Source organism: Alkalihalobacterium chitinilyticum (genome assembly GCF_029028005.1).
GTDB lineage: Bacteria > Bacillota > Bacilli > Bacillales > Bacillaceae_F > Alkalihalobacterium > Alkalihalobacterium chitinilyticum.
Map to the genome: position 1 here is coordinate 16,097 of NZ_JAOTPO010000011.1, position 13,265 is coordinate 29,361.

Annotated in this window: 14 protein-coding genes; 13 read left to right on the forward strand and 1 reads right to left on the reverse strand. The window is 39.3% G+C overall.

The window, feature by feature from the left end:
- Window positions 1-137 precede the first annotated feature (137 nt).
- From N7Z68_RS15430 to rlmD, 11 genes are all read left to right on the forward strand, one after another.
- Window positions 138-863, forward strand: a complete 726-nt coding sequence (locus N7Z68_RS15430; protein ID WP_275119365.1) for a GntR family transcriptional regulator — start codon at window positions 138-140, stop codon at window positions 861-863.
- 46 nt (window positions 864-909) lie between these two features.
- On the forward strand, window positions 910-1,347 hold the full coding sequence (phnG, locus tag N7Z68_RS15435) for a phosphonate C-P lyase system protein PhnG (protein ID WP_275119366.1): 438 nt from the start codon (window positions 910-912) through the stop codon (window positions 1,345-1,347).
- The gene (gene phnH / locus N7Z68_RS15440; protein WP_275119367.1) at window positions 1,334-1,975 is read left to right on the forward strand and encodes a phosphonate C-P lyase system protein PhnH; all 642 of its coding nucleotides are present in this window, start codon (window positions 1,334-1,336) and stop codon (window positions 1,973-1,975) included. Before phnG ends, phnH begins: the two co-directional genes overlap by 14 nt.
- Window positions 1,963-3,090 (forward strand): carbon-phosphorus lyase complex subunit PhnI, encoded by a 1,128-nt coding sequence (locus N7Z68_RS15445; RefSeq protein WP_275119368.1) that lies wholly within the window; start codon window positions 1,963-1,965, stop codon window positions 3,088-3,090. Before phnH ends, N7Z68_RS15445 begins: the two co-directional genes overlap by 13 nt.
- 28 nt (window positions 3,091-3,118) lie before the next feature.
- The gene (locus N7Z68_RS15450) at window positions 3,119-3,976 is read left to right on the forward strand and encodes an alpha-D-ribose 1-methylphosphonate 5-phosphate C-P-lyase PhnJ (protein ID WP_275119369.1); all 858 of its coding nucleotides are present in this window, start codon (window positions 3,119-3,121) and stop codon (window positions 3,974-3,976) included.
- Complete coding sequence (locus tag N7Z68_RS15455) at window positions 3,973-4,836, forward strand: ATP-binding cassette domain-containing protein (RefSeq protein WP_275119370.1); 864 nt, start codon at window positions 3,973-3,975, stop codon at window positions 4,834-4,836. Before N7Z68_RS15450 ends, N7Z68_RS15455 begins: the two co-directional genes overlap by 4 nt.
- 31 nt (window positions 4,837-4,867) lie before the next feature.
- The gene (locus tag N7Z68_RS15460) at window positions 4,868-6,055 is read left to right on the forward strand and encodes an alpha-D-ribose 1-methylphosphonate 5-triphosphate diphosphatase (protein WP_275119371.1); all 1,188 of its coding nucleotides are present in this window, start codon (window positions 4,868-4,870) and stop codon (window positions 6,053-6,055) included.
- A 23-nt stretch (window positions 6,056-6,078) separates the two neighbouring features.
- A complete protein-coding gene (gene phnL / locus N7Z68_RS15465) occupies window positions 6,079-6,798 on the forward strand; it encodes a phosphonate C-P lyase system protein PhnL (protein WP_275119372.1) in 720 nt (239 codons plus the stop codon).
- Between the two features lie 10 nt (window positions 6,799-6,808).
- A complete protein-coding gene (locus N7Z68_RS15470; protein WP_275119373.1) occupies window positions 6,809-7,252 on the forward strand; it encodes a GNAT family N-acetyltransferase in 444 nt (147 codons plus the stop codon).
- Window positions 7,245-8,108, forward strand: coding sequence for a PHP domain-containing protein (locus N7Z68_RS15475; RefSeq protein ID WP_275119374.1), 864 nt, complete (start codon window positions 7,245-7,247; stop codon window positions 8,106-8,108). Before N7Z68_RS15470 ends, N7Z68_RS15475 begins: the two co-directional genes overlap by 8 nt.
- A gap of 162 nt (window positions 8,109-8,270) precedes the next feature.
- Window positions 8,271-9,659: a 23S rRNA (uracil(1939)-C(5))-methyltransferase RlmD gene (rlmD, locus tag N7Z68_RS15480; protein ID WP_275119375.1), complete on the forward strand. Its 1,389-nt coding sequence runs from the start codon at window positions 8,271-8,273 to the stop codon at window positions 9,657-9,659.
- A gap of 164 nt (window positions 9,660-9,823) precedes the next feature.
- On the opposite strand, the gene N7Z68_RS15485 is transcribed toward rlmD, so the two are convergent.
- Entirely contained in the window at window positions 9,824-10,030 is a 207-nt protein-coding gene (locus N7Z68_RS15485; RefSeq protein ID WP_275119376.1) for a hypothetical protein, read from the reverse strand.
- 73 nt (window positions 10,031-10,103) lie between these two features.
- Between N7Z68_RS15485 and N7Z68_RS15490 the strand changes: the two genes are divergently transcribed.
- Window positions 10,104-10,346, forward strand: coding sequence for a hypothetical protein (locus N7Z68_RS15490; RefSeq protein WP_275119377.1), 243 nt, complete (start codon window positions 10,104-10,106; stop codon window positions 10,344-10,346).
- Window positions 10,347-10,862: 516 nt separating this feature from the next.
- Window positions 10,863-13,073 (forward strand): catalase/peroxidase HPI, encoded by a 2,211-nt coding sequence (gene katG / locus N7Z68_RS15495; protein WP_275119378.1) that lies wholly within the window; start codon window positions 10,863-10,865, stop codon window positions 13,071-13,073.
- Window positions 13,074-13,265: the final 192 nt, after the last annotated feature.

Sequence of the window (13,265 nt, forward strand, 5' to 3'; positions counted from 1 at the left end):
TAGGTTTCAGATGTTAACACGATCAGTTCGAAAATTCACATTATTTACATTGATTTTAAATAGATTTACATTCTCTTAACCACCTAAACTTGTTGATAAGTTAGATTTTTAGTATCACGGTTATGAAGGGGTTGGATATGAAACGAACTCGTGAAGAAACTCTACGTCATTTAGAAATAGCCGATTACTTAATTCGTAAGATTTGTGAAGGTCATTATACCGTTAATCAAAAAATACCTTCTGAAAATGATCTTTGCAGCCAATTCAATGTCAATCGTAATACGGTAAGGCAAGCGGTCGGGAGGCTGACAAATTTAGGATGGATTACTCCTGTTCATGGAAAAGGTTGTTTTGTCAATCAAATACCGGATCCGATTGTTTATGTTCTTTCATCTAAAACGAGATTTTCCGAGAATATGAAGAAACAAGGATTGGAGCATAGCAGCCAACTAATTCACTGGGATAAAGGACGGCCGGATAAAGAGGAACAGAGAAATTTAGGATTAAATGAAACAGATCTTGTGTATCGACTTGAAATTTTAAGAAGTATCGATCAAAAGCCAATATCAATTACAACAACGGTTATGCCAGAACAAGATGTACCTTTATTTGAGAGGCATTTAAATCAGTTTCAAAGTTTATACCAAATTTTAATTGAACACTACCAGTTACAACCGATTCGATCAAAATCATTCTTTCAAGCCAGTCTGCCATCATTAAAAGATGCAGAAATATTAGAACTTCCAGAAAATGTTCCTATTCTTACGATAGAGAGTGTAATGAACCACCCGTCTGGTCTTCCATTAGAATATAGTATTGCTCGGGTGAGAGGGGACATGCATAAGTGTTTAGTGGAATTTTAGATCATCTAATAAATTCTCTTAAAAGTAAAGGAGGTCAAGTATTTCTATGAAAAAATCAAGATTAACCAAAATTCTTGTTGAAGGGGATGAGCAGTTCTTACAACAACTTGTCTCTGAAGTAAAAGAGGTCGCATCTATTCAAATGGAACGAAAGCCAAGTACCGGTTTAGTAATGGTTAAAACGCGAGACTCTGTTTCTATGCAGCCGTTTTTTATGGGCGAAATCCTTGTTACGGAATGCACGGTCTCCATTAATGGAAAGTTTGGAATGGGAGTCATTCAAGGTGAACAGCCCAAACGGTCCTATCAAATCGCTGTGATCGACGCGACCTTTAATGCTAAATTGCCAATTGTTTCAAAGTTACTTCCTAAACTCGAGAACGAAGAACAAAAAATTCGAAACAAACATGTAAAGGAAGCGGTAATAAACGCTGAGTCTCGTGTACATTTCGATACGATGGAGGATTACAATGACAGAAGCTAACTTAGATACATTTGATATGGTCTTTGGAACACAAGCTGTTTATCGGAATTTGCTTGATTGTATGGCGCGTCCAGGTAAAATCCTAAACATTTGTTCATCAACTCAGATGCTTAAAAAACAACATGATTTTCCAACCGTTTTAGAAGGAATTGCACTTACCTTAGTGGACCAAGAAGTTACATTTACTATAATTTCGCATTCCTCAAAAGAGATCATTCCTTATTTAAAATGGAAAACGTTTGGAAATGAGGCCTCGATAGCACAAGCAGATTTTATTTTTATTCAAGAGAAGCTGGAGGAAATAGAAATTATTGAATTGATGAATCAAGTAAAACGAGGAACTTTAGAAGATCCGCATTTAAGTGCAACAATCATTTTACTCGTTCAAAGCATCTCATCTGATCCTGAGGCACCGGGAATCAAAATGACTTTACAAGGACCAGGAATTGCTGAAAAAAAAGTGGTATGTTTAGATGGTTTATCCCAATATTGGATGAATGAACGAAGCAATGTTAATAAGGAATTTCCGCTCGGTATCGATATCATTCTAGCAACAGAGACTGGTGATATCATGGCGATCCCGAGAACAACTTCAATAGAAAGTGAGGAAGATGCATGGGGTATGTAGCGGTTACTGGCGGACAACAAGCAATAGAAAAGGCGGATCAACTTATTCAGTGGTATAGGTTGAAAGGGTGCTCTGAAGTACTAGCTGTTGAACAAATCGAGAGTCAAATGAGGCTGTTAATTGATCGAGTCATGGGAGAAGGCGGTCTTTATTCTCCGGAATATGCAGCCTTAGCTTTAAAACAGTCAGAAGGAGATCCGGCAGAAGCTGCATTTTTACTTCGCGCCTATCGATCAACCTTACCAAGAAATCATTATTCTGTAACGGTTGAACCTAGCCAAATGCGAGTAACTAGAAGAATATCATCTTCCTTTAAAGATATTCCAGATGGACAGATATTAGGAGCGACCTATGATTACACGCATCGTTTATTAAATTTCAATTTACGTGAGGAAGACAATGAAACCATAGAAGATTTTTTAAAAGAATATGAGATTGAATTAGATTTGACGGATCACAAGCTAACTTTACCAAAGGTGGCAGAACTTCTTAGAGAACAAGGACTCTTAGCCAATCCATCACCTAGTAAATCTGAATTAGTTGATATTACAAGAGACAAACTGTTATTCCCTGCCCCTCGTTCTGCTAGACTTCAAGTCCTTACAAGAGGAGAAACAGGTGCAATGACGTCGCTTGCTTATAGTAGTATGCGAGGGTACGGAGCAGTCCATCCAACGGTTGGAGAATTAAGGGTTGGGTACGCAGATGTTCATATTCCGTACCCATTTGCTTCAGATGAAGAAGATTCGATTTATATCGGAGAAATCAAGTTAACTGAGGTCGAAACGATTAATTCATTTACCCAAAATGACGAGGGGGATGTGAAGTTCATGCTTGGCTATGGATTAACATTTGGCCAAAACGAGGTCAAAGCGATATCGATGGCTATTTTAGAAAGAAGCTTAGAAACCGAAGGAAATGCCCCTACTCAAGATGAAGAATTCGTCTTATTACATATCGACAGTGTAGAGGCTCATGGCTTTGTCTCACATCTAAAATTACCACATTACATTACTTTCCAATCGATGTTAGACCGAATTCGTAAAACACAAGACGAAGGTAAGAATGAAAAGCAAACTGGACCGAGAACGGCTAGTACTTTTTCTTACCTCTAATAAATTTTCATAGAAAGGGTTGGTGTGTGTGCAACAGCTCGAACAAACATACAATTATGCCTTCTTAGACGAAGGATCAAAACGAGAAATTAGGCGGGCAACATTAAAAGCTGTTGCAATCCCTGGATATCAAGTTCCTTTTGCATCGAGAGAAATGCCGATTGGAAGAGGGTGGGGGACAGGTGGATTGCAATTAACGTTATCACTCATAGGTGAGACTGACTGCTTAAAGGTAATTGACCAAGGCTACGATGATAGTGTAAACGCGGTTAGTATTAAAAAATTAGTTCGAAATTGTTCAGGAATTGAAACGACGGATGATTCAGAAAAAGCAACTGTGATTCAAACTCGTCATCGAATTCCAGAAATCCCCTTAAGGGACGAGCAAATTTTAGTCCTTCAAGTCCCGTTACCGGAGCCGCTAAGAAGGGTGGAAGCAAAAGAAAAGAATACGAAACGTCTTCACGCAGAGATGGATTATAGCAGTATGTGGTTAAGGCTTTACGAAGATATCATTCATTGGGGAAAAATTACAATTGGTGCTGATTATCCGAGTATGGTGAATGGAAGATACATTTTTAATCCGAGTCCTATTCCACGTTACGATTTGTTGAAACTCAACCAAGCCGACGGTCTGTATCTCTTTGGTGCGGGCAGGGAGAAGAAAATTTATGCAATTCCTCCACATACAGATGTCGTACCATTGCAATTTGAAGATTACCCATTTGAAGTGGAAAGCTTTGAAGGACTGTCTTGTCGTCTGTGTGGAAGCGATGATACCTTCCTTGATGAAATCTACGAGGATGAGACAGCATCGAAATTTTATCAATGCTCGGATACTGGTTGTTGTCAAAAAAGACAGCTAGAAAGGAGAAATGGAGCATGAACGATACACTGTCAGATCAAGAACAAGCTCAACCTATTTTAAATGTAAAAGGACTAAGTAAACGATACGGAAAAGGCTGCTCTCATTGTGAAACACCTGAAATGCTAATGATCGATAATAACCGTTGTCCTCATTGCGGCAGTGTTTGGGCATGCATTGATGTAGATCTTGAATTATATAAAGGAGAAATTATAGGCATCGTTGGGGAAAGCGGATCAGGTAAAAGTTCATTTGTAAAAAGCTTGTATTTTGATGATGAAATTACGTCGGGCTCAGCAACAATATCAGAATATAAAAATGGAGAAACAAACATTTTTAATGAGTCTGCTCAACAAAAACGATACATTCGTAACTACTTACTCGGGATGGTTTATCAAAATCCACTTTTAGGATTAAAAATGTCGTTCTCAAGCGGTGGAAATATTGCGGAAAAGTTAATTGCTTCAGGATCTTTACACGTAGGAAATATTCGAAGCAGGGCGGGGGAACTTCTTCAACATGTTGAAATTCCTTTATCAAGGATGGATGAATTACCAAAGAATTTTAGTGGAGGGATGCAGCAACGAGTTCAGATTTCTAAAGCGTTAGCTAATAACCCGCCGCTATTGCTCCTTGATGAAGTCACAACAGGGTTAGATTTATCTGTACAAGCGAGAGTACTAGATTTAATCCGAAAAATTCAGCGCGAACTTAATGTGGCGATGATTGTAGTCTCTCATGACCTAGGGGTAATTCGGATGTTAGCTGATCGAACGGTCGTCATGAGATACGGGAGAGTTGTTGAACGCGGGTTAACTGACCAAATCTTAGAGGACCCACAACACCCTTATACCCAGCAACTCGTTCACTCTTTACTGTAAGAAATTGAAAAGAAGAGGTGGGAAAAGGACAATGCAAATAACAAGGATACATGGAAATATTGTAATGCCGGATCGAGTTATTATGAATGGAACCGTTTTAATTGAGGGGGAAACGATTGTTGGGATTGAGGAATTTTCACCTAGCAGTGCTGGTTCAGAAGATATTGATGCCACTGGAAAATGGATCATTCCAGGGTTTGTCGACTCGCATAGTGATGCGATTGAAATTGAGTTAGAACCGAGGCCGAGCAGTACATTCCCAATTGAAGTTTCCTTTTATGAGTTAGAAAAAAAGCTGGTTGGGGAAGGTATAACGACGATTTACCACTCGCTTTCCTTAATGGAGGAAAACGCTAAAAAATGGACGAGAAGAAATGATAATGTCTTATCGGTAATAAAGGATATTAAACGATTGGCGAGGGGGCAACATCTGATTCGTCACAAAACTCACCTCCGCTATGAAATTACGAATTTAACAGCAATGCCAGAAGTAAAAACATTAATCAAATTAAAAGATATTGATCAGCTTTCGTTTATGGACCATACCCCAGGTCAAGGACAGTTCCGTGATATCGAAGTGCATAAAAAGCTACTAATGGAACACCGTCACTATTCAGAAGACCAGGCAGATTCTTTTATTGAAGAAAGTAAATCTTTAAAGAAACTAGCAGATGATGACATTCATCAATTAGCTGAGCTCGCGCATGAATACGGTGTTCCAATTGCATCACACGATGATGATTCCGTAGAAAAATTAGAGGTCGTAAAAGACTGGAATGCAACGATTAGTGAATTTCCAATCGAACTTGAGGTAGCCCAAAAAGCCAAAGAAATGGATCTGTTTGTTGTAATGGGAGCACCAAATGCATTGCTTGGTAAGTCTCACAGCAACAATCTTTCAGCTATGGAAGCTGTTCAGCACGGCCTTGTCGATATTTTTTGTTCAGATTACTATCCATCTTCGTTATTGTATACGGTATTTAAGTTATACCATAGTGGAATGCCAATCTATGAAGCTGTGAACATGGTTACTTACAATCCAGCTAAAGCGCTAAAGATCGATCAAGATGTAGGCTCTATTGAAGTTGGTAAGAAAGCTGATTTATTAATTATTAATGAACTTAACAAACGACCGATCCTTGAAGCGGTATTAGTGAACGGAAGAAAGGTTTGTGAAATGAATTATCAAACCAATGCACAAGTTAGTGAAGTCTATTAATGCTTAAGAGGGGTGAAAAATAGATGAATGAACTTCTTGTTGTTAACAACCTGGAAAAGACTTTTATGATGCACCACTTTAATGAAAAGAAAATCGTTGGATGCAAAGGCATCAGCTTTTCTCTAGATAAAGGTGAATTTATCGGAATTACAGGCAAAAGTGGAGCTGGGAAATCAACTGTATTAAAAAGTATTTACCGTACGTATATCCCGACTGGAGGAGAAATGATTTATCACTCAGACCTGTTTGGTCCGATTGATTTAGTTCAAGCAACCGAAAGGGAAATGCTGACAATTCGTAAAGCAGAAATCGGTTATGTTTCCCAATTTCTCAATGTCATGCCTCGAGTCACTGCGATTGAGGTTGTAGCCGAAGCCTTAGTTGAAATGGGGGAAGAGACGAAGAAAGCCACAGAGAAAGCAAAGGAAATTTTACAGCACTTTAAGCTTCCAGAAACACTTTGGACATCGTTTCCTAGAACTTTTAGCGGTGGAGAAAAACTTCGTTTAAACTTGGCGCAAGCGATGATTAAAAAACCGAAGCTATTACTCCTAGATGAACCTACTGCCTCATTAGATAATGCATCGAAAGAAGCGGTAAAAGAAATGATCATAGAATTAAAAGCGAATGGTACAAGTATGATAGGGATCTTCCATGATATTGACTTTATGGAGACCGTCGTGGATCGCCAATACCATTTACAAGACGGGATTTTGAATGAAAAAGTAAATCTTTCTTCCTAAGGAGATAATAATGAAAATTCGTGAGTTAAAAGAAGAAGAAATTGATGTTTTTTTAGAGCTTCTAAAAGAACTAGATCAGTATGCAATTCTTTCATTAAGGGAAGCTAAGCAATTACTTGCCAATATAAACTCTTATCCCTTCTATAAAATTCTCGTCGTAGATTATAACGATCAAATGGCTGGAACCTTCACTTTAATAGTTTGTGATAATTTCGGTCACGGTGGAAGAAAATTTGCTATTGTTGAAAATGTCGTCGTTCATCCTGACTTTATGAGGAGGGGGATCGGTAAATATATGATGGAGCAAGCAGTTGAAATAGCAACGGAAAACAACTGCTACAAACTGATGCTGTCGAGTAATGAAAAAAGAAACGATGCCCATGCTTTTTACGACTCGTTAGGTTTTAAGCGGCATGGAATTAGTTTTATGATGGAGCTGATAACCAATGATTGATTTACATTGTCATACGAAGGTTTCCGATAATTCTTTATCAATAGAAGAAGTTATTTTACTAGCTAAAGAGAAAGGCGTGACTCATTTAGCCATTACTGACCATGATACAACTGCAGGGCTTCAAGAAGCGATAGAACTCGGTGAACGGTACGGTATAGAGATTATTCCTGGAATTGAAATATCAGCTTACGATTTTAAAAGACAGACACGAGCTCATATATTAGGTTTCTACGTGACACCTGGCCATCAAGCTATTTATGATCTTTGTCAGCCCATGATCAACAGGCGACATCAAGCTTCAATAAACATGGTTGCGAAGATTATTGAAGCAGGCTACGAGATTACATGGGAAGAAGTCGAACAATTTACCGCGGGAGGAAAAGGCGTTTATAAGCAGCATATTATGCATGCACTTCTTGAGAAAGGTTACACCGATCATATCTATGGAGAGTTGTATAAGAAGCTGTTTTCAAGAGGTGGAGCTGCGCAAACTCAGGGTATTGCATTTGAGTCGATTGAGTACATTGACGTCTTCGATGCGATCAAGGCAATTCGTGAAGCTGGAGGAGTCCCAGTGTTAGCCCACCCTGGACAATTTAATAATTTTGCAGCTGTTCCAGAATGGGTCCAAATTGGGTTAGAAGGAATTGAAGTCAAGCATCCCTTGCACGCGGAAGAGGAGGAACGAAAGGCAAGTGAATTAGCAGACCAGTTTAATCTAGTTCAAACCGGTGGCACTGACTTTCATGGCTTTTATGGAGAGAAGGAAACAGACCTTGGTTCTAAATGTATGGGATTAAACACCATAGAAAGACTAAAGCAAAGACAACAGAGTATATTTGAAACAAGTGTCTAGTTAAATACCAATGCGAAGTTCTCAAATCCTTTTGAGAGCTTTTTTCTTTTGAATAAACTGAAAGGACAATAAGAGGTTTATTAGAGTTTTTAGAGTTTAGGAAGTTTGCATCGTCCATGCTATAATAAGTACACGATTTTAATGAATGACGGAGTGAACCAAATGACAGATAAAAAAACGGAAGCTGTAACAATTGAAAAAGGCCAACAATTTCCACTGACGATTAAAAGACTTGGTATTAACGGTGAAGGAGTAGGTTTTTACAAAAGAAAGATCGTCTTTGTCCCAGGAGCGTTGCCAGGTGAAGTTGTAGTAGCTGAAGTAACAAAAGTAAATCCAAAGTTTGCAGAAGCAAAAATTAAAAAAATGAGAAAACCATCAGCGGATCGAGTCAATGCGCCATGTCCTGTATACGATAAGTGTGGAGGCTGTCAGCTCCAGCATTTAAGCTATGAGGGGCAGTTGCGGGAAAAGAAAGATATCGTTAGACAAGCTTTCGAGCGGCATACGAAGATCCATCCAGATAAATTACCATTACAAGATACGATCGGAATGGAAGATCCGTGGAATTACCGTAATAAAAGTCAATTGCAAGTTGGAAAGCATAAAGAAAAAGTTTTAGCTGGGCTTTACGGTATGAATTCGCATCAATTGATTGATATATCCGACTGTATGATCCAGCATCCGATGACGAATACCGTCACACAACAAGTAAAGAAGATATTAGAGGATTTAAACATCTCAATCTATAACGAGAAAAAGCATAAAGGGATCATTCGTACAATTGTAACGCGTGTCGCTTTTGCCACAGGTCAAATTCAACTCGTATTAATTACGACCCAGCAAGAGATTCCGAAAAAAGATTTACTTATTGAGGAGATCAAGAAGAGATTACCTGAAGTCACATCCATCCTTCAAAATGTAAATGGCAAGAGAACGTCACTTATTTTTGGGGACGAGACGATCCACTTAGCTGGAGAAGAAGTCATCCAAGAAACATTAGGAGATGTATCCTTCGAGTTATCGGCCCGTGCTTTCTTCCAATTGAACCCTGTCCAAACAGTGAAGCTTTATGATGAAGTAAAAAAAGCTGCACAGCTTACGGGGCAAGAAAAAGTCATCGATGCCTACTGCGGGGTAGGGACAATCGGAATGTGGGTTGCAAAAGAAGCAGGCGAAGTCAGAGGAATGGACGTCATTGCGGAAGCGATCGATGATGCGAACGCAAATGCCAAAAAACATGGAATCAGTAACGCTCATTATGTTGTTGGACCAGCTGAAAAGCTTCTTCCTAAATGGGTCAAAGAAGGCTGGAAACCAGATGTCGTCATCGTCGACCCGCCAAGAACAGGGTGTGACGATGCGTTGTTACGCACGATTATCGAGGTAAAACCAAAGAAAATGGTGTACGTCTCCTGTAATCCGTCTACACTGGCGAAAGACGTTAATCAGCTTACGAGAGCTGGGTTTAAGTTGAAGTATTTGCAGCCAGTGGACATGTTCCCTCATACATCGCACGTGGAGACCGTCGCGTTGATAGAGTTGAAATAGACAATAAGTTGTAATAATAAGCGGTTTTAATTGTTTCTTACTAATAATTGTTGTTTCAAGGGCAGGAAAATGATACCGAAGAAGTTGAGAGAGGACAGGCAGCATTCATGTCCTCTCTCTTGTTATTAATACATAGAGAACGAAATCTTCAAATTATACGGTTATCAATCTTCAATACATCGAGCTACTGGTTCTTTACACTTTTTACAGACTCCTTTAAGGAGAATGCCGTCTGAGTCATCATGTATACTATAGTTGATAATGGTTGTGACTCCACAGTTAATGCAAAATACATTACTTAGAATTTTCTGTTTGAAATCATCAGGGATACCTTTCCATTTGCGTATAGCGTTAATATCTATCGTCGACATTTTATGGCTCCTTCCTTTGTAGTATCAATAAAATCTACCATCTTGATAAAGAAATAAGTAGGGGGAATTTTAGATGCAACATCAACATGGTCTAAGTATAACCGATTTTCAGAGTACACAACACAATACAACCTTTGTTATCTTCTCAGTGTACGATGATGTTTTGGGCAAATATTTTCAAGGTGAAGTAAAGTTTTTAGGGGGCAGACCATTTGGAGATATCATTCACCAAGAAAGATCCCCCTTATCACCCGAGTGCAGACAGTTCGTTGAAGAGACGTTGTTAGAAAAATATAACAACATGGAGTTTCAATAATAAATAAAGTGGAATTAATAGAATAATTATCGCTATTAAAGTAAAAACAAGTTTCAGTTTTCCGTTTTTAGGGTATAAGTCAGGTAATATTACCTCGCTTATATCCTTTTTTTAATGATTTTTTAATAGTTTTGGTTTTTATTTAATAATTATTATAAATAAGTATTGATTTTTAATTGAAATCTGTTATCATTTAATTATAGCAAATGAGCTATAACATTTTACGAGTGATAATCTTTACCTGGAGTTGGGTTAATTATTGTATTAACTCATCTAGATAAAAAGAAGTATGTACCTCTGGAAGCTTTACTAATTCCTTACTTTTCATCTGGTCTATCCTGCTAGGTACGAGAATACACATATTTAAGTGAAGGGACCAAGCTCTTTGTAGGAAACCATGGAAAGTAGACTTCCACCAACTATGTCATTATTTCTTTAAATTTGAATAACATAAGTTGCTTTCGACTAGAGGTCTAATGCTTTACTACTTTTTTTACACGGAAAGGGGAAAAAAATATGGATACTAAAAACAATGCTAACACTGGCGGATGCCCATTTCACGGAGGTGCTACTAGCAGTAAATCTAGTGGTACATCAAATAGAGACTGGTGGCCAAATCAGTTAAACTTAAATATTTTACATCAGCATGATAGAAAAACGAATCCTATGGGAGAAGACTATGATTATGCCGAGGAATTTCAAAAGTTAGATTACGATGCTCTCAAGCAGGATCTCCATAACCTAATGACAGACAGTCAAGACTGGTGGCCTGCTGACTACGGTCATTATGGACCATTATTTATCCGGATGTCATGGCATGCAGCGGGTACATACCGTACAGGTGATGGTCGTGGTGGTGCCAATACAGGAAATCAACGCTTTGCTCCACTTAACAGCTGGCCTGACAACGGTAACCTTGATAAAGCCCGCAGACTATTATGGCCGATTAAGCAAAAGTACGGAAACAAGATCTCTTGGGCTGACTTGCTCGTTCTAGCAGGTAATGTTGCGATTGAGTCAATGGGTGGTAAAACGTTTGGTTTTGGAGCAGGACGTGCAGACATTTGGCATCCAGAAGAAGATATTTACTGGGGTGCTGAAACGGAATGGTTAGGAGATAAACGTTATTCTGGTGACCGCGATCTTGAAAATCCGTTAGCGGCTGTTCAGATGGGTCTAATTTATGTAAATCCAGAAGGGCCTAACGGAAAACCCGACCCGGTTGCAAGTGGTAAAGATATCCGCGAAACATTCGCTCGTATGGGAATGAATGATGAAGAAACGGTTGCCCTAATTGCTGGCGGTCATACTTTTGGTAAGTCGCACGGTGCGGGAGATGCTGCTCACGTTGGTCCAGAGCCAGAAGCTGCGCCTCTTGAAGCACAAGGCCTAGGTTGGTTAAGTTCACATGGCAGCGGTCAAGGCCGTGACACAATCACAAGCGGTATTGAAGGCGCTTGGACGGCTAATCCAACACAGTGGGATAATGGTTACTTTGAACTATTATTTAAATATGACTGGTGGCTGACAAAGAGTCCTGCAGGTGCTTATCAGTGGCTTGCGGTAGACCCTGATGAGGAAGATCTTGCACCAGATGCAGAAGATCCATCCGTTCGTGTTCCGACGATGATGACAACTGCCGATATGGCATTGCGCTACGATCCGGAATATGAAAAGATCTCTCGTCGTTTCTATGAGAACCCAGAAGAGTTTGCAGACGTATTTGCTCGCGCATGGTTCAAACTATTACACCGTGATATGGGTCCTAAAGCAAGATATTTAGGTCCAGAAGTTCCAGAAGAAGATCTGATCTGGCAAGACCCTGTACCAACAGTTGATTATGAGTTAACAGATGTAGAAGTAGCAGAATTAAAAGCAAAAATCTTAGATTCTGGACTTACAGTTAGTGAGCTAGTAACAACGGCTTGGGCTTCAGCTAGTACGTTCCGTGGCTCAGATAACCGCGGTGGCGCTAACGGTGCTCGTATTCGTCTTGCTCCTCAAAAGGAGTGGGAAGTTAACCAGCCGGAACAACTTGCGAAAGTGCTTGCTGTGCTAGAAGACATTCAAAGTCAATTAGATAAAAAAGTCAGCATCGCTGATTTGATTGTATTAGGCGGAAGTGCAGCCATTGAAAGAGCGGCACAGGATGCAGGCTTTGATGTTACAGTTCCTTTTGCTCCTGGACGTGGTGATGCAACACAAGAGCAAACAGATGTAGAAGGATTTGAAGTGCTAGAGCCTATCGCTGATGGTTTCCGCAACTATCAAAAGAAACAGTATAGTGTAAGTGCAGCTGAGCTTCTAGTAGACAAAGCACAACTGCTTAACCTTACTGCACCAGAAATGACGGCACTCGTTGGCGGTATGCGTGTATTAGGTACAAACTACGGAGACACACAACATGGTGTTTTCACTGATCGTGTTGGAACACTTTCTAACGAATTCTTTGTTAACCTGCTTGATATGGGAGTAGCGTGGAACCCGACAGAAGGGGATGTATTTGAAGGACGTGACCGTAAGACAGGTAAAGTAGTTCGTACAGCAACAAGTGTTGATCTCGTATTTGGTTCAAATTCTGTTCTACGTGCGATTGCAGAAGTTTATGCTCAAGACGATAACAAAGGAAAGTTTGTCAATGACTTTATCGCTGCATGGGTTAAAGTCATGAATGCAGACCGTTTCGATCTTAAGCTTGATAAAAAAGCTCAAACAACAGGTAAATAAATTAAAGATAACCGCCGTCAGTTATTGATGGCGGTTTTTACTTCTGCAATTTTGAAACTTATAAACAAAATAACAATGAAATTAGAGTAGTAGAATTATTCTTAGAAGAGAAATCAGCTTAATGGATCAAAATTTCTCTTTATTTTTAAGCTGTTCTAGAAGATTACCGGAAATACTCTTATTTCACTGACA